Raw genomic sequence first — 17,018 nt, forward strand, 5'->3', positions numbered from 1 at the left:
TCCCCCGGAACAGCAGCCGTCACCGGCGTACCGCTCGTCACCGGATCTCCGTCCAGTGTTTCGTTGACGCGTCGAACGGCCATGCCATACGCTCCCGGCCGGGGGGTATGACCGCTGCTCAGAGACGGTGCCGCGTGGCTTCGACGGTCGTCCCGGGCAGGTCCGACGCCCCCGCTCCCGGTGCCGCCCACCGAGGTGTCACGGCGGCGGAGGCCCCATGCCGGCAAGCCACTTCGTTCCCCGACGTCCCGTGCTCCTCGGTCGCCGTCACGAGTCGGACGTGCTCGACCAGTTCCTCCACCGGACACAGGCAGGACGGGGTGGCGCCCTCGTCATCCGCGGGGAAGCGGGTATCGGCAAGACCGCCCTGCTGGAGTACATGAGGACGGCGCCCGGGGTACGCACCCTGAGAGTGTCCGGAGCCGAGTTCGAGAGCGAGCTCGCGTTCGCGGCGCTGCACCAACTCTGCGGGTCGATGCTGAGTGTTCTGCAGCGTCTGCCGGGTCCTCAACGGGGCGCACTGGAGGCGGCTTTCGGGCTGAGCAGCGGTACGCCCGACCGTTTTCACCTCGGCCTGGCAGTACTCAACCTCCTGTCGGAGGCGGCGGACGAACAGCCCTTGCTCTGCCTGGTCGACGATGCCCAGTGGCTCGACCGGGCCTCGGCACAGGCCCTCTCCTTCGTCGCACGGAGGCTTCACGACGAGCCGGTGGCGGTCGTTTTCGCGGTGCGGGCGCCCTTGGGCGGTGCGGAACTGGCGGACCTTCCCGAGCTGCGCCTCGAAGGTCTGGCCGACGCCGACGCCCGCGGACTGCTCGCCTCCCAGTTCCGGGCGCCGATGGACCGTCAGGTACGTGAACGGATCATCGCCGAGGCGCGGGGCAACCCGCTCGCCCTGCTGGAGCTGCCGCGGACGGCCGAACTGGCGGGCGGCTTCGCCGTTCCCGGGGCGGCGCCCGCACCGGGAAGTGTCGAGGCCAGCTTCCGTAGCCGCTTGGCAGGACTGCCCGCGGACACCCGGCTCCTGCTGCTGACGGCGGCGGCGGAGCCGATCGGGGAGCCCTCGCTCCTGCGGCGGGCAGCGGAACTCCTCGGCGTCGATCCGGCGGCCGTGACACCGGCCGAGGACGCCGGGCTGCTGACCGTCAGCGCCTGGGTCCGGTTCCGGCACCCGCTGGTGCGTTCCGCCGTCTACCGCGCCGCCTCCCCGGAGGACCGCCGCGCGGCGCACCGGGCGCTCGCCGAGGTGACGGACGCCGACACCCGACCCGACCGGAGGGCCTGGCACCGTTCCATGGCGGTCGCCGGCCCCGACGAGGGCGTCGCCGCAGCACTCGAACACTCCGCCGGACGCGCACGGGCTCGCGGCGGCATCGCGGCGGCCGCCGCTTTCCTCGAACGCGCGGCGACCCTCACGCCGGACCCCGGCCGCCGTGCCGTACGCGCGCTGGCCGCGGCCCGGGCCAAGCGCGACACAGGCGCTGCGGAAGCGGCTCTGACGCTGGTGGCGATGTCGGAGACGGACCTGGGACCGGACGACGAGCCCCGACGGGCGGAGGCGGCCGCCCTGCGCGCCCGGGTCTCCTTCGACAGGAAGCGCGACGACGAAGCGGTGGTCGGACTCCTGCGAGCCGCGAAGCTGACCACGCGCTGCGATGCCGCCGGTGCCCGGGAGCTGCTGCTCGACGCCTTCGCAGCGGCCGTGTTCGTCGGCCGGTTCGCCAAGGGGCCGCGCCTGCTCGAGGTGGCGGACGCGGCACATGCCATGCGACCCGGCGAAGCCCCCCCGCGCCTGCTGGACATCCTTCTCGGAGGGCTGGCCACCCAGGTGAGGGAGGGGTACGCCGCGGCCGTCCCGCAGCTGCGCCGCGCCGTCGACCTCCACCGTCGTGCCGACGACGGCGGCGAGTACGGCCTCGGCGAGGTGTGGATGGCCTGCAACGCCGCGATGGACCTGTGGGACGACGCCGCCTGGAGGGTCCTGGCCGACCGCCAGATCTCCCTGTGCCGACAGCACGGTGCCCTGGCGTCTCTTCCTGTGCTCCTGAGTTTCCGCGCCCTCGCTCACATCCACGCGGGGGAGTTCGGCGACGCGGCGGCGCTTGTCGACGAGACCCACTCGATCGCGGTCGACGCCGGCGCCCCGCCCGTGGTGTACGTCGATGTCTCCCTCGCCGCATGGCGGGGGGACGAGGCCACGACCGCCGCACTGGCCGATGTCGCGATGCGCGCCGCCCACGAGCGAGGAGAGGGCAGACTCGCCAATGTCACCGAGTACGCCCGCGCCGTGCTGCACAACGGTCTCGGCCGGTACGAGGAGGCTCTGCAGGCGGCCCGTCCCGCCTGCGATCTTGACGAACCGGGCTTCTACTCCTGGATCCCGGTGGAATTCGTGGAGGCGGCGGCGCGAGCCGGACGGCGGGATCTCGCCCTCCCGGTGATGGAGCGCCTCTCCGAACGCGCCGGGGCCAGCCGCACCCCCTGGGCGACGGGGGTCGAGCTGAGGTCCCGGGCGCTCCTGACGGACGGCCCGGCGGCCGACGAGCTCTACCAGGAGGCGATCGTTCAGCTCGGTCGCAGCGAAGGCACCGTCCATCTCGCGCGCGCCCGGCTCCTGCACGGTGAGTGGCTGCGGCGTGAGGGACGCCTCTCCGAGGCCCGCACCCAACTGCGTGCCGCGTACGAGCAGCTGTCGTCGATCGGCGCGGAAGCGTTCGCCGCACGCGCCGCCCGTGAACTGGCGGCCGGTGGCGAGCAGGTGCGGAAGCCGAAGGCCGAGGCACAGCACCGGCTCACGCCGCAGGAGTTCCAGATCGCGCGACTCGTCGCCACGGGCGCCACCTCCAAGGAGGTGGCCACCCAGCTGTTCCTGAGCCCACGCACGGTCGACACCCATCTGCGCAATATCTTCAAAAAGCTCGGCATCACCTCGCGCCGCCAGCTGCGCGGCCTTCCCCTGGTGGTGACGCGGACCGCGTGAGCTGCCGGCGCCGCCGCTGCCGGACGGGGGATCCAGGTGGCGGGCCGGTGTGGCGGGCGGCCTGCTCGGAGCGGAGCCACAGCCGCGGATCGGGGTCGAGCTTGTGTCCCTGTCCCGTGTCCTCCCAGGCGGCCGCCGTGCTGCGGACCGCCGTCAGCAGCACGGGTATCCGGGGCAGCCGGGAGGGACGGCGGCCGTGGCCGCGGACGGTGCCCGACTCCGCCTCGCGCAGCTCCCGTATGCCCTGCGCGAAGGCCTCGCGGGCCAGTTCCGCCGCGGCGGCGGGTCCGGCCGTGCACAGGTCGGCGTAGCAGAGCGCCGCGTCCCAGTACTCGGTGAACAGCGCCGCCTCGGTGGTGTCCTGGGCGCTCGGCAGGCCGGGCAGGAGACTCCCGCATCACGAACGAGGTCAACTCGCCGTAGTGGCGATGGAGTTGGGGGAACCTCGCGACAGTGGCAGAGTTTTTCACGTCCCCGGCACAACTGACGAGCGCTCCCCTCGCTTTCCGTGGTGGCGCCGTGACCGCCCGCGGGGACCGTACGCACGGAGAGCCGGAACGTCCCGGTTCCGGCCCTCCGTGTCCGACGGGGCGCCGGGCCCCGGGGTGTCTCAGACCGCCTCGGCGGACTCCTGCGCCGGGAGGCTGTCCATGAAGGAGCTGACCGAGAACACCGCCTGGCCGGGGCCGGGCGGACCGTAGCCGGGGGGCGAGGAGAGGCCGAAGTCCTCCATGGTCTGCCGGTACGCCTGGAGCAGCCGGATGTGGTACTCCAGCGGGGCGCCCTGCGGGTTGGCCTTGCCGAGCGGGGTGGTCGGCTCCGGGCACCAGGTGGTGAAGCGGGGCGTGATGCCGTGCGACATGAAGAAGCGCAGGCCCTCGGTGGTGGAGGCGATGGCCTCGTCGACCGTCCTGAAGCCGAAGGGCTCGGCCATCTCGACGCCGGCGACGAAGTTGGGGATGACGTTGCGGGCGCCGAAGACCTCGGCGGAGTCGAGGATGCGCCTGTGCCACTCGTCGCGGCCGACGTAACGCTCCTTGCCGGGGCAGTACATCTTGAACAGGTACTCGTCCCACACCTCGTAGTTGGGGTGGTAGATCTGCACGCCGTAGTCCTTGAAGCGCTGCACGTCGTCCCTGGGCAGCGCCTGGGCGACGACCTTGCCGATCCAGCGGCCGGGGAAGCGCTCCTCGATGGCCTTGGCGTAGTGGCCGTAGAAGTCGGCCTCGTCGCGTCCGGAGACGGTCCTGGTGATGGCGCCGCCGGTGAGGGTGTAGGCCGTGGACGTCCTCGCGGTGTCGTACCGGTCGATGATCTCGAGGGCCTCCAGGACCTCCTCGACGTCCTTCACCCCGGTGTAGGGCCGGCCGGCCGCCTTGTGCTGGCGCCAGTTGTGATTGATGTCGCAGTACTGGCACTCCTCCTTGGCGCCGAAGTACTGGCAGACCCGGAAGACGGTCAGGTAGATCAGGTAGCCCCACTGGATGGTGGGGGCGACCTCCATGACCGACTTCCCGTTGGACAGGGTGTGCCGGTAGTACTCGGGCATGGGCGGCACCCCGACGTCCGCGATCCGCTTGCCGTCGAGGTAGAGGCCGAGCACGCCGTGCTCGTCGGCGGCGACGCGGTAGGGGGAGGCCGGGTTCACGCGCACGGACACGACCGTGCGGCGCAGGTCGTACGGGCCCCCCGTGAGGATGATCTCCTCCGGCGGGCGGCGCAGCGCGGCCTCGCCCAGCTCGGGCAGGGTGCCGTGGTCGAAGGAGAAGATGAAGTACGACTTCGGTTTGACCTCGCCGCCCTCGTTGTCACTGAGCGCGGACGGATCGAAGGCCACACCGCCGCGCAGCAGGTCCTCCTTGAAGACGGCCTCGCGCGGCACGTGCGGGAACCGCTCCATCAGATCCTCGACCAGCGCGGTGCGGCTGCCCATCGAAGTGTCTCCTCCCGGTTCGGACGTACGACTCCTCACGGTATGCCCCCGCTCCGACGTCCGGGGTGGCGGGTCCCCCCACACGGCGTGCACCGCTTCCGGGATAGGTTCCGGCGGGGGCCTTTCCGGTCCCGGGCGTCAGGAGGGACGAGCGATGGCCGAGACCGTGACCAACTGGGCGGGCAACATCACGTACGCCGCCGCAGAGCTGCACCGTCCGCGCACCCTGGACGCGCTGCGCGCGCTGGTCGGGGGGAGCTCCCGGGTGCGGGCCCTCGGCAGCGGGCACTCCTTCAACGAGATCGCCGAGGCCGGTGCGGAGGGCGTCCTGCTCTCCCTGGACGCACTGCCCGCGCGCATCGGCGTGGACACGGCGGCCCGGACGGTGCGGGTCGGCGGCGGGGTGCGCTACGCGGAGCTGGCCCGGCAGGTGCACCGGCACGGGCTGGCGCTGGCGAACATGGCGTCGCTGCCGCACATCTCGGTGGCCGGTTCGGTCGCCACCGGCACGCACGGCTCCGGCGTCGGCAACGGTCCGCTCGCCTCGTCCGTGCGCGCGGTGGAACTGGTCACGGCGGACGGCTCCACGGTGACCGTGGCGCGCGGCGACGAGCGGTTCGGCGGCGCGGTCACCTCGCTGGGCGCGCTCGGTGTCGTCGTCGCGCTCACCCTGGACCTGGAGCCGGCCTTCGAGGTCGAGCAGCACGTGTTCACCGAGATGCCGCTGGAGGGGCTGGACCCCGCCACGTTCGAGAAGGTGGTGTCGGCGGCGTACAGCGTGAGCCTGTTCACCGACTGGCGGGCGCCGGGCTTCCGTCAGGTGTGGGTGAAGCGGCGCACCGACCAGCCGCCGGCGGACTTCCCCTGGGCGCCTCCGGCGACCGAGAAGATGCACCCGGTGCCGGGGATGCCGGCGGTGAACTGCACCGAACAGTTCGGCGTGGCCGGGCCCTGGCACGAGCGGCTGCCGCACTTCCGGGCGGAGTTCACCCCGAGCAGCGGGGCGGAGCTGCAGTCGGAGTACCTGTTGCCGCGGGAGTCGGCGGTCGCCGTGCTGCACGCGCTGGACGGGATCCGGGAGACGGTCGCCCCCGTGCTGCAGACCTGCGAGGTGCGCACCGTCGCCGCCGACGACCAGTGGCTCAGCCCCTCCTACGGCCGGGACACGGTGGCCGTCCACTTCACCTGGATCGAGGACACGGCGGCGGTGCTGCCCGTGGTGGCGCGGGTGGAGGAGGCGCTGGCGCCGTTCGGGGCGCGGCCGCACTGGGGGAAGGTGTTCACCACGCCGGCGGCGGAGCTGCGGGCCCGCTACCCGCGCCTGCACGACTTCCGGGCCCTCGTCCGCGACCTGGACCCGACCGGCACGTTCACCAACGCGTTCGTCCGCGGCGTCCTGGGCGACTGACGCGCGCCGGCCCCGTCCGGGCTTCGTCACGCTCCTTTCCCGGCCCCTCGTCGAGCAGCCCGCCTCCCCCATGGCCCTGCCGCGCGCCGGCGCCCGGACGGCCCGGCGGGGAGCGGGCGGCCCGGCGGGGAGCGGGCGGCCCGGCGAGGAGGGATCGGCCCGGCGAGGAGGGATCGGCCCGGCGGACCGCACGCCACGGGAGGTCCGTACGGCCAACCGCTACCGGATGCCGCGCCGGATCGTCGCCGCGTCGCCCACCTGTCGGCAGGAGCCGGCGTCCGCCACGGGCCCGGGCCTCGCCACCCCGGCCGGGGGGAGCTGCTCCACCTTCGGCATGATCACCGAGGTCGGTTTCGAGGACCCGGCCGGCGGCCGTCCCCGGGGCCCGGCGGCCGTCAGCGCGCCGGAAGCGCGCCGATCGGTGTGGATCCCGCCGGGGCCTGCGTCCGGGTCGGACTGTCCGACCTCGCGCTGGAGGTGCCGGCGCGCGGGTCACCTTCGCGCCCGGCTTCGTGCCGGCCCCCTCGCTCGGCCGGGGGACCGGCGCCGGGCCTGATCGTTCCGGGGCTCCTCGGTGGTTTCACCCGCTTCCCGTTCCGGCAGTACTTCCTGGGGTTCCCGAAAAGCTGGAGGAGGCGGCGCGGGTGGACGGACTCGGCCACCGGGGCGCGTACCGGCGGATCGTCGAGCCGAAGTCGCCGGACTCCTCCGCCGCCGTCGCCTCGACCGCCTTCATCGGCGGCTGGAACCCCTTCCTGCGACCGCTGGTCACCGGCCAGGACCCGCGCGCCCGGACGGTCCAGGCGGACCTCTCCTCCTGCGCGACCGGCCGGACCGCCGCCTTCCGTCCGGTCCTCGTGACCACGGCCGTATCCGTCCTCTCCCCCCCTGGTCCGCGTGTTCCTGTTCCTCCGGCGCCGGCTGGTGCAGGGTGTCGCGCGGACCGGGATCAGGGGCCGAGCCATACCGATCTGGGAGACCCATGTCCTTGCGCACCCAGGCGACCGGCTACGTCGAGGACGTCTCACCCGGCCGCGGGACCCTGCCCCCGCGTGCCTGGTACGCGTCCTCCGACGCGGTGTCCCTGTCCCTGAACGGCGGCTGGCGCCTGCGGGTGTCCGCCGCCGCGGACGCCGAGGACGACTCGTTCGCCGCACCCTGGTACGACGCCGGAAGCTGGGCGGAGGTGACCGTGCCCGGCCACTGGGTGCTCCAGGGCCACGGCGCGCCGATCTACACCAACCACCTCTATCCCTTCCCCGTCGATCCGCCGCACGTCCCCGCCGAGAACCCGACCGGCGACCATCTGCGCGTCTTCGACCTCCCCGGAAACTGGCCGGGCGGGGGCGGGGCGGTGCTCCGCTTCGACGGGGTGGAATCCTGCGCCCGGGTCTGGCTGAACGGCACGGAGATCGGGGAGTTCAAGGGATCGAGGCTGCCGCACGAGTTCGCGGTCGGGCACCTGCTGGAGCCGGCCGGGAACGTCCTCGCGGTCCGGGTCCACCAGTGGTCGGCGGGGTCGTACCTGGAGGACCAGGACCAGTGGTGGCTACCCGGCATCTTCCGCGACGTGACCCTGCTGCACCGCCCGGCGGGCGGCGTGGGCGACTTCTTCGTGCACGCCTCCTACGACCACGTCACCGGCGCGGGCACCCTGTGCGTCGACTCCGACGTCGAAGGACGCGTGCTCGTCGAGGAGCTGGCTCCCTTTTCGGTGTGCCGGTGAGCGATCTGCGCCTGGACGTGTGGCGGGCGACGACCGACAACGACGACGGGGCGACCTGGCAGACGGACACCCGGTACGGGCCGCTCTGGCGTGAGCTGGGCCTGCACCGCATGCGGCACCGGCTGGACGCGGTCGAGACGGACGGTGACGCGTTGACCGTGAGGACCCGGGTGGCGCCCGCCGGCCGGGAGACGGGCCTGCGGGCGGCGTACCGCTGGACGTCCGACGGCACGCACGTGCGGCTGACCGTCTCGGTCGTGCCGGAGGGCGACTGGCGGGTTCCGCTGCCCCGGCTCGGCATCCGTCTCGGCGTCCCCGGGGCCGCCCCCGAGGACGCCGTCTTCTGGTTCGGCGGCGGGAACGAGTCGTACCCGGACACCCGGGCCGCGTCCAAGGACCTGTTGTGGGACGCAAGCGTCGGGGAGCTCCAGACGCCCTACGTCCGCCCGCAGGAGAACGGCGCCCACGCGAACGTGCGCTGGGTGGAGATCGGCGGTCTGCGGGCCGACGGCGACCCGGAGTTCTGGTTCACGGCCCGGCCCTGGACCACCGAGCACCTGGACGCCGCCCGGCACCGCACCGACCTCGTCCCCGGGGACACGGTCTGGGTCCACCTGGACCACCGCCTGCACGGCATCGGCTCCCAGTCCTGCGGCCCGGGCCCACTCCCCCAGTACTACCTGTGGCCCGAGCCCGCGGAGTTCTCCTTCGTCTTCTCGGAGCCGCGCGACTGACGGGGCTCAGTGGTCCGCGCAGCAGGGCGTGGGGTCCGGGGCCTCGAACGGCACGAGCGTGCCGCCCAGGGCCGGAGTGGCGGCGAGGACGAGTTCGTCCCGCTGCCACTGCGGCCGCACGTGGTCACGGGTCACCATGCGCGTCTGCGGGCCCGGTGGCTCCGGTGTGCCCAGGACCGTCACGCGGGCGATCGCGGAGCGTTCGACGAGCTCCCCGACCGTCAGCGTGCCGGTGAGGGCGAGGACGCCCGGGTAGAGCACCGCGCGTCCCACCTCGTCGGGCAGGCCCGGGGAGACGGCGCCGTACCCCGCGAGCCGCTCCCGCAGCGTGTCCGGGAGCGGTCGCGAGGGCGGGGACAGGGACACGACGACGCGCGGACGGTCGTCGCGCACGAGGTGGGTGCAGCCGAACGTGTCCTCCGGGAGGTCGAGTTCGGCCGCCATCCGGTGCAGCAGGCGGTCGGCGTCGAGCAGGTCCCCGATGCCCGCGTCCACGGTGAGGGCGTACGGGGTCACGACGGCAGGACCCACACCGGGTTGGAGTAGAACCACAGGTCGCGCCACGGGTCGGCGTCGCCGACGACGTCGATGGCGGGGCCCGCCGGGTCGACCTCGGCACCCATCACGCCGACGGCGGACCGGTTGCCGTCGGTGCCGCGCAGCCGGACGTACACCGGGCGGTCGACGCGGCCGAGGTCGAAGGTGACGCGGACGGTGCCGGCCGACTTGTCGATCTCGTACGACCGGGCGACCTTCGCCGTGGGCGCGGTGAACGTGTCCTTGTCGGCGACCGGGCCGGTCACATCGCCCTGGATGACGTCGACGCGGGCGAGTTCGGGGGTGAACCCGGCCCAGTTGGGGCCGCCGGCGAGGGCGATGTCGGCGGTCAGCGTGACCCTGGTGCCCTTGCGCACGTGCAGGGCGCCGCCGAGGGTGGCCCAGCGGCCGCCGCCGGAGACGCGGACGTCGAGGCCGCTGATGAGCTGGCCGTGGTCGACCCAGATGCGGCCGGCGCGGATGCCGTCCATGACGGCGGCGTAGGAGAAGCCGTCGGCGCCGACGTGGGTGCGGCTGTACTGGCCGGGCCAGTAGTCGCCCTGGGTGGTGTCGATCCGACCCGCGTAGACGGGGTCGGGGTACCGGCCGTCGGTGGCGAAGTCGCCGCCCGTGCCGCGTGCGGCGGTGTCGGCGTACACCTGGTGGGAGTCGGAGTTGGCGGTGATCCACCAGGGGCGGCCCTCGGCGAGGAGGCTGTCCCAGAGCCCGCCGACGGTGGCGGTCATCCAGTCGAAGCCGCCCCAGGTGCGGTAGCTCTCCAGCGGGTAGCCGGGGAAGGAGTTGGCGCCGGGGCTGCCGTCGTAGATGCCGCGGGCGCGGCCCATGCCGAGCGGCTTCGGCAGGCCGGCGGCCTGGTGGCCGGGGGCGCCCTCGAAGCCGACGGCGATCTGCCGGTCGCCGGTGCCGGTCGCGTCGCGCCAGGCGCGGATCTCGTGCGGGGAGTCGATTCCCTTGCGCGCCGGGTGGTTGGCGAGCATCAGGGCGTCCTTGACCTTGCGCCGTCTGACCTGGTCGGCGAGGAAGTTGAGACCGGCGACGGCGAGTGCCTCGTTGGCCGGGGTGGAGGAGGTGGCGCCCTTGACGCCGCCGTCGTAGTCGGTCTCGAACTGCTTGAGGACGGACACCTCGTTGCGGCCGGGGTGGACGAAGACGGTGCCGTGCTCGGCGGCCGGGATGTTCCACTCCAGGCCCTGGAAGACGAGGGTGTCCTCGTAGGCGGCGCGGGCCTCCTTGATGTCCGGGTTGACCTTCTCGACGCCGATCTTGGCGTGGGTGGTGCTGCCGTGATCGGTGATGACCAGCCAGTCCATGCCGTGCCGGGCGCCCTGGCGGACCTGGTCGACGACCCGGTACTTGCCGTCGCTGCTGTACTGGGTGTGGATGTGGTGGTCACCGGCCAGCCACAGGAAGCCCTTGCTCCTTCCCTTGCCGCGGCCGCTGTCACCCGCCGCGTGCGCGGGCGTGGCCGCACCGGCGCCGGCGGAGAGCACGGTGCCGGCCGCGAGGCCCGCACCGAGCAGCCCGGCCCGGCGCAGCAGCGTACGGCGGGACCTCTGCTCGGGGTTCAGCGCCTCGTCGGGCACGGAGGTGTCGAAGGCGGCGGGCAGGGGAGCCGTCGTCTCGTGCTGGTGGTCGTGCCCGTGATGGTGGTGGTGTCCGTGTGCGTGCCCGTGACCCATGAAGTGCCTCCTCGATACCGCGGCGCGACGACGCCGCGAGTGGAGGATCAAGGAAGCGTATGAACGTTGAACAACGCACAGATGAGCGGTACACGCCCCTGGCGCGGCGGCTCGCTCACATCTGCTCGGTAGGCTGTGCGCTTCCTGTCGGGTTTGCTTCGGAGGTCTCCGTTCCCCGCGCCGGACTCACCGCCGGCCGTCTCGTCGCGGCCGCCGACCTCGCCGACGAGGCGGGCTACGAGAACGTCACCCTGTCCGCGCCGGCCCGGCGCTTCGGCGTGAAGGAGGCGAGCCTGTACGCGCACGTGCGCGGACTGCGGGACCTGCGCATCCGGATGGCCCTGCTCGCGGGCGGGGAGACGGCCGACCGGATCGCGGCGGCGGTCGCCGGGCGGACCGGCAGGGAGGCGCCGGCCGCCTTCGCGAACGCCTGCCGGGAGTACGCCCTGACCCACCCGGGCCGTCACGCGGCCGCACAGCTCCCCCTGGACCGGTTCCCGGCGACCGGCTCCCCCCGCCCTGCGCCGCGCCGCCGGGATCGCCCGCGGTCTGCTCGGGGCGTACGGCCTGCGGGAACCCGACCTCACCGACGCCGTACGCCTGCTGCGCAGCACCTTCCACGGCTACTGCGCCCTGGAGTCCGCCGGCGCCTTCGGCGACCCCCGGGACGTCCGGGCCTCCTGGGACGCGGCGGTCGGGGCCCTGCACATCGCCCTGGTGAACTGGCCGCCCGTCTCATCGAGTTGAGACCGTCGGGAGCGCATGCCGGGTTCATCCGGGGGAAGCCGTGCCGTCATGCGGCAACGTCAGGAGCGGGACGCTTCGGCGCCGGCCGGACCGTCCCGGCGCGCGGGGGTGGTGGGCCTGGGACGCCCCGGTTCCGGTCGGGGCGCCCCAGGGGTCCTCATCCCTCCCTGACCTTGCCCCGGGGCACCAGGCGCAGGTTCAGCAGTTCCTCGCGGACCAGGTCCGCGTACACGGTGGCGCCGTGCACGGAGGTGTGCGTGTTGTCCCGTTTCTCGTTGGAGAGGTACAGCGCCTTGGAGCCCTCCGTGCCGAGGGACTCCACCAGCGCCTTGGTCCGCGCCGTGAGGTCGATCAGCGGGACGTCCCGGTCGGCGGCGACGGAGCGGATGACGGCCGGGTGGTCGACGCCGAGCCCGTTGACCAGCAGGGCGGTGTTGTTGTCCAGGGTGCCGTCGGCGTTGAACCAGCGCCGCACGACCGGGGTCACGAGGGCCGGCTCGCCGCCCCGCTCCCGCACGCCCGCCACCAGCGCCTCGAGATTGGCCCGGTAGGTCGCCCCGTCGGTGGTCTTGTCGTTGTGGGCGAGCTGGATCAGGACGAGGTCGCCGCGCCGGATCAGTGGCCGGACGGTGCCCCACAGGAGCGGGTTCCCGAGATAGCTGACCGTACTCTCCCCGGAGTCCGCGTAGTTGGCCACGGACAGGCCCTTGCGCAGGTACCGGGGCAGTTGCTGGCCCCAGCCGGAGTACGGGGCGCCGGGCTGGTCGCAGACCGTGGAGTCGCCGACCAGGAGGATCTGCCGGGCGTGCCGGGCCGGGGTGACCCGGATGCCGGCGAGCGCGGGCGCGGTTCCGCCGACGGTGAGGCCGAGTCCGGGTGTGCCCTCGGCGCCGAGCGGCTCGCCCTCGGGTGTGCGGACGTTCACGGTGAAGCTCCGCACGACGCGTTCCCCGGCCGCCGCGGCGGTCTCCGGGAGCAGGGCGCGCCGGGTCTCGCCGCCGATGGCGGTGCTGGACTCCCGGTCGCCGCCGAGGGTGACCCGTACGTCGTACGTTCCGGGCGGCAGGTCGAAGTGGCAGGCGGTGGCCGTGCAGTTCTCGATGCCGGGGGCGGACGGACGCCCCTGGTGCTGCTGTGCCTGGACCGGTGCGGCCGACAGGCCGATGCCCAGCGCCACGGCCGTCGTCACGGCGGACCGGCCGAGCGCGCGGCCCCGTCTCATGTCCCGCGTGTCCACTGCTGGTTGGTCCCTCCGTTGCAGGTGTACGTGATGATCGCCGCCGAGTCGGCGGTGGAGCCGCCGTTCACGTCCGGGCACTCGCCGGTGGCGCGGGACGCGACGGTGACGCAGGAGCCCGTGGTGGTGACGGACCACTGCCGGCCGGCCGCGGAGGCGCTGCGGTTCTCCTGCGAGACGGTGCTCGCGTTCTCCTGCCGGTTCTTCGGGTCGGTGGAGCGGTGGGCGTCCACGGAGCGGAAGGTGTTGTCGGCGTCGCGGTGCTCGCCGCACCAGTGGTAGTACGCGCCGGCCTTGAGGACACCGCCGCCGTGGGCGTGTCCGGGGCGGCCCGGACGGTCGGTGGAATGCGTGCCGTTGGCGACGGTCTGCGGGGCGGCCCGGACGGGCCCGGCGGTGGCCGGGGCGCCGGCGAGGGCGAGCAGTACGGCGTGGGCACGTCTCATGTCACGCCCCTCTCCCCGCCGCGCCGTCGGCCACGGGGACGCCGAAGTCGGGGGTGCCGTCCGGCTTCCAGCCGAGCTTCTGGATCCTGGTGTGGCGGTTGGGGTCGTCCAGCGGATCGCCGGTGATCTCCTTGTACTGGCGGGCGTGGTAGACGAGCACGTCGGTACGGCCGTCCTCGGCGACGGTGAAGCAGTTGTGGCCGGGGCCGTACTGCCGGGTGGTGTCGTTGCTGGTGAAGACGGGGACGGGTGACTTGGCCCAGCTCGCCGGGTCCATGAGGTCGCTGTCCTCGTCGGCGGTCAGCAGCCCCACGCAGTAGTGGTGGTCGGTGGCGCTGGCCGAGTAGGTCATGAACAGCCGGCCGTTGCGGTGCAGCACGTAGGGCCCCTCGTTGACGGCGAAGCCGATGCGCTCCCAGTCGTACTCGGGGGTGGTCAACCGCACCTGGGGGCCGGTCAGGGTCCAGGGGTTCGCCATCTCGGAGAGCCAGACGGCGGTGTTGTTGTCCATGCCGGGTTCGTGCTGGGCCCAGGCGAGGTAGCGGGTGCCGCGGTGGGCGAAGGTGGTGGCGTCCAGGGAGAAGGTCTCCCACGCGGTCCTGATCTGCCCCTTCTCGGTCCACGTGCCCTTGAAGGGGTCGGGGTGGGCGTTCTCCAGCACCCAGATGCGGATGGCCCACACGTCCTCGGCGGGCGCGGCGGCGAAGTAGACGTACCACTTGCCGGCGACGCGGTGCATCTCCGGCGCCCAGATGTGGGCGCCCATGTCCCCGGTGGGGTGCGCCCGCCAGATCACGGACTCGGCGGCCCGGCCGAGCCCGCCCAGGGTGCGGGAGCGGCGCAGGACGATCCGGTCGTACTCGGGGGCGGTGGCGGTGAAGTAGTAGAAGCCGTCGGTGTGCCGGGTGATGTGCGGGTCGGCGCGGTGGGGGACGAGCGGGTTCACGTACGGGGCTGCCTTCGGGTGTGCGGCGTCGGCCACGGCGGGTGTCGCGGCGGCCAGGGCGCCCGCGGCGAGGGCGCCCTTCAGCAGGAGTCTGCGGGCGGGGGGCGGGGGCGGGGCGGGCAGGTCGTCGGCGGCGCGGCTCATGCGGTCTGCCTCTCGTGGGGGAGGACGATATCGTTCGTGGTTTCGAACGACATCTGACATGACGAACGCCGCCAAGGTAAGGGTGTGTCAGGGGGAGGTCAACGGTTCCGGCGCGACGCGGGGATGCCCGTCCTCACGCGGCGGGCGCGAAGGGGTGCATCTCGTCCCCCTCGGGCCGCACCACGCCGTACGTCCCCTCGGGGACGGCGTTCCAGGCGCCGGGCAGGTCGCCCAGGGGCTCGGAGACGATGAGGCGGGCGTCGCCGGAGACCTCGCGCAGGAAGGCCAGGTCCGGGTGGAGGGAGCGCAGGGTGTCCACGCGGGTGCTGTAGAAGAGCGAGCGCGACTCCTTCTGACTGGAGTAGCGGAACGCCCACAGGCGCACGCCGTCGGTCACCGCGACCGTCATCTGCATCGGGAACTCCACGCCGTGCTCGTGGCCGACGCGTTCCACCAGGCCGGTCATCCGGGCGACGGCACCGGGCGGGTCCTCCTCCATGCCGAGGGTCAGCGAGAGGTAGAACATCATCTCCGAGTCCGTGGACCCCTCGACGTACGGGAAGAGCTCCGGCGCGACGGCCAGCGCGAGGTCGCGCCTGACCAGGTGGAACTCGGCGATCGCCCCGTTGTGCATCCACATCCAGCGGCCGTGCCGGAACGGGTGGCAGTTGGTCTGCTGCACCGCCGTGCCGGTCGAGGCCCGGATGTGGGCGAAGAAGAGCGGCGAGACGACGTGCCCGGCGATCTCCCGCAGGTTGCGGTCGCTCCAGGCCGGTCCGATGTCCCGGACGACCGCGGGGCTGTCCTTGTGCGCCGCGTACCAACCCACGCCGAACCCGTCGCCGTTGGTCGTCTCGACGCCCATCTTGGCGTGCAGGCTCTGGTCGATCAGCGAGTGGGCCGGCTTGTAGAGGATGCTGTCGAGCAGGATGGGAGTACCCGAATAGGCGAGCCAACGGCACATGCCCACCGCCTTCCCGGCTGCGGCCTTGTCCTCTCCAGCATCCCAGCACCGAGGCCGGGGGGCGCGCTGCGGGAGGAGGGCTCGGCTAGCGTCGTCGGTATGAGTACCACTCCCGCCCTCGCCGAGGCACTCGCGCACGGCACGGTCGTCCTCGACGGCGGCATGTCCAACCAGCTCGCGACGGCCGGTCACGACCTGAGCGACGAACTGTGGTCGGCCCGGCTGCTCGCCGAGGACCCCGAGGCGGTGACGGCGGCCCACCTCGCGTACTTCGAGGCGGGCGCGGACGTGGCGATCACTGCGAGCTACCAAGCGACGTTCGAGGGCTTCGCGCGGCGCGGGATCGGCCGGCAGGAGGCGGGCCGGCTGCTGGCCCTGAGCGTGGAGTGCGCCCGTGAGGCGGCCCGGCAGGCCCGGGTGTCCCGCCCCCTCCGGGTGGCGGCCTCGGTCGGCCCGTACGGCGCGATGCTCGCGGACGGCTCGGAGTACCGGGGCCGGTACGGGCTGAGCGCGGCGGAACTGGAACGCTTCCACCGCCCGCGCATGGAGGTCCTGGCGGGGGCCGCCCCGGACGTGCTCGCCCTGGAGACGATCCCCGACACGGACGAGGCCCAGGCCCTGCTGCGTGCGCTGCGCGGCCTGGGCGTACCGGCCTGGCTGTCGTACTCGGCGTCCGGCGACCGCACCCGCGCCGGCCAGCCGCTGGAGGAGGCCTTCGCGCTGGCGACGCGGGCGGACGAGGTGATCGCGGTCGGCGTGAACTGCTGCACGCCACAGGACGCCGACCGCGCGGTGGCCCTCGCGGCCCGCGTCACCGGCAAGCCGGTCGTGGTCTACCCCAACAGCGGCGAGACGTGGGACGCCGGGGCGCGGACGTGGACCGGCCGGCCGACGTTCAGTGCCGGGCGGGTGAGGGGCTGGCGTGGGTCGGGGGCCCGGCTGATCGGAGGGTGCTGCCGGGTGGGACCGGAGACGATCGCCTCGATGGCGTCCGTGCTGCGGGCGCCGTAGCGAACTCGCACCACACGACCTTCCCGGGCGCCCGCTCCCCCACGCCCCACGTGTCCGCCAGCCCGGCCACGAGCAGCAGCCCGCGCCCGCCCTCGTCGGGCTCCCCCTTCGGTACGGCGGGCACCCCGCCCCCGCTGTCGTGCACCTCGACACGGACTCCGTCGGCGTACGGCAGGAGGCGCAGGAGGAATCCGCGGCCGGGCGGCACGCCGTGCAGCAGGGCGTTGGTCGCCAGTTCACTGACGCACAGCAGGACGTCGTCCGTGCGAGCACGTACGCCCCAGTCCTCGAGGACCTGACGCGCGAACGCCCGTGCCCCCGGCACGGACCGGCGCTCACGGTGGAAGAAACGCTCACGGGGGAAGGGGTTTCGGGGCAGGGGTGAAGTTTCCTGATTCACGGGACGAGAGTCACGCTCCGTACCCATCATGGAACAGTCCGCGCATCCGTACGTCTCGGCTGTACGCCTGCGCGACGGCGAACGTACGGGCACGGACGGGGAGTA

At 73.3% G+C, this 17,018-nt stretch carries 10 protein-coding genes and 6 pseudogenes; 7 read left to right on the forward strand and 9 right to left on the reverse strand.

All coding sequences use genetic code 11. The features are described from left to right. The first annotated feature begins 217 nt into the window (after nt 1-217). Nucleotides 218-2,980 carry an ATP-binding protein gene (locus KYY02_RS10545; RefSeq protein WP_371237511.1) on the forward strand — a complete coding sequence of 921 codons (2,763 nt, stop codon included), beginning with the start codon at nt 218-220 and terminating at the stop codon, nt 2,978-2,980. Here the strand turns inward: KYY02_RS10545 and KYY02_RS10550 are convergent. Then, nucleotides 2,970-3,365: pseudogene (locus KYY02_RS10550) on the reverse strand (cellulose-binding protein); the annotation flags it as partial. The gene KYY02_RS10545 and the pseudogene KYY02_RS10550 sit on opposite strands and share 11 nt — an antisense overlap. Before the next feature lie 225 nt (nt 3,366-3,590). Then, on the reverse strand, nt 3,591-4,913 hold the full coding sequence (locus KYY02_RS10555; RefSeq protein ID WP_371237513.1) for a radical SAM protein: 1,323 nt from the start codon (nt 4,911-4,913) through the stop codon (nt 3,591-3,593). 154 nt (nt 4,914-5,067) lie between these two features. Between KYY02_RS10555 and KYY02_RS10560 the strand changes: the two genes are divergently transcribed. The 4 genes and pseudogenes from KYY02_RS10560 to KYY02_RS33920 all read left to right on the forward strand — a co-directional run bounded on the left by KYY02_RS10560 (nt 5,068) and on the right by KYY02_RS33920 (nt 8,781). Continuing rightward, complete coding sequence (locus tag KYY02_RS10560) at nt 5,068-6,321, forward strand: D-arabinono-1,4-lactone oxidase (protein WP_371237514.1); 1,254 nt, start codon at nt 5,068-5,070, stop codon at nt 6,319-6,321. A gap of 491 nt (nt 6,322-6,812) precedes the next feature. After that, nucleotides 6,813-7,278, forward strand: a pseudogene (locus KYY02_RS10565) (ABC transporter permease subunit); the annotation flags it as partial. A gap of 25 nt (nt 7,279-7,303) precedes the next feature. Continuing rightward, a pseudogene (locus KYY02_RS33915) lies at nt 7,304-8,023 on the forward strand (sugar-binding domain-containing protein); the annotation flags it as partial. 20 nt (nt 8,024-8,043) lie between these two features. Further along, nucleotides 8,044-8,781: a beta-galactosidase small subunit gene (locus KYY02_RS33920; RefSeq protein WP_442538146.1), complete on the forward strand. Its 738-nt coding sequence runs from the start codon at nt 8,044-8,046 to the stop codon at nt 8,779-8,781. 6 nt (nt 8,782-8,787) lie between these two features. On the opposite strand, the gene KYY02_RS10575 is transcribed toward KYY02_RS33920, so the two are convergent. Next, the gene (locus KYY02_RS10575; RefSeq protein WP_371237516.1) at nt 8,788-9,297 is read right to left on the reverse strand and encodes a hypothetical protein; all 510 of its coding nucleotides are present in this window, start codon (nt 9,295-9,297) and stop codon (nt 8,788-8,790) included. Continuing rightward, nucleotides 9,294-11,018, reverse strand: coding sequence for a PHP domain-containing protein (locus KYY02_RS10580; RefSeq protein WP_371237518.1), 1,725 nt, complete (start codon nt 11,016-11,018; stop codon nt 9,294-9,296). Before KYY02_RS10580 ends, KYY02_RS10575 begins: the two co-directional genes overlap by 4 nt. Before the next feature lie 119 nt (nt 11,019-11,137). On the opposite strand from KYY02_RS10580, the pseudogene KYY02_RS10585 reads away from it, so the two are divergent. Continuing rightward, nucleotides 11,138-11,765: pseudogene (locus KYY02_RS10585) on the forward strand (TetR/AcrR family transcriptional regulator). A gap of 157 nt (nt 11,766-11,922) precedes the next feature. Here KYY02_RS10585 and KYY02_RS10590 read toward each other — a convergent pair. The 4 genes and pseudogenes from KYY02_RS10590 to KYY02_RS10605 form a co-directional block, all read right to left on the reverse strand. Then, a complete protein-coding gene (locus KYY02_RS10590) occupies nt 11,923-12,987 on the reverse strand; it encodes a rhamnogalacturonan acetylesterase (protein WP_371237519.1) in 1,065 nt (354 codons plus the stop codon). Beyond that, nucleotides 12,984-13,199, reverse strand: a pseudogene (locus KYY02_RS10595) (RICIN domain-containing protein); the annotation flags it as partial. The pseudogene KYY02_RS10595 and the gene KYY02_RS10590, both read right to left, overlap by 4 nt. Nucleotides 13,200-13,449: 250 nt before the next feature. After that, nucleotides 13,450-14,538 (reverse strand): glycoside hydrolase family 43 protein, encoded by a 1,089-nt coding sequence (locus KYY02_RS10600; RefSeq protein ID WP_371237521.1) that lies wholly within the window; start codon nt 14,536-14,538, stop codon nt 13,450-13,452. Between the two features lie 133 nt (nt 14,539-14,671). Continuing rightward, nucleotides 14,672-15,502, reverse strand: a complete 831-nt coding sequence (locus KYY02_RS10605; protein ID WP_371237523.1) for a class II glutamine amidotransferase — start codon at nt 15,500-15,502, stop codon at nt 14,672-14,674. A gap of 99 nt (nt 15,503-15,601) precedes the next feature. Here KYY02_RS10605 and mmuM point away from each other — a divergent pair, with 99 nt between their 5' ends. Next, complete coding sequence (mmuM, locus tag KYY02_RS10610) at nt 15,602-16,513, forward strand: homocysteine S-methyltransferase (RefSeq protein ID WP_371237524.1); 912 nt, start codon at nt 15,602-15,604, stop codon at nt 16,511-16,513. Here mmuM and KYY02_RS10615 read toward each other — a convergent pair. Continuing rightward, a pseudogene (locus KYY02_RS10615) lies at nt 16,512-16,940 on the reverse strand (ATP-binding protein); the annotation flags it as partial. The gene mmuM and the pseudogene KYY02_RS10615 sit on opposite strands and share 2 nt — an antisense overlap. Nucleotides 16,941-17,018: the final 78 nt, after the last annotated feature.

Origin of the sequence: Streptomyces pimonensis (genome assembly GCF_041380215.1) — a bacterium.
Lineage (GTDB): Bacteria > Actinomycetota > Actinomycetes > Streptomycetales > Streptomycetaceae > Streptomyces > Streptomyces pimonensis.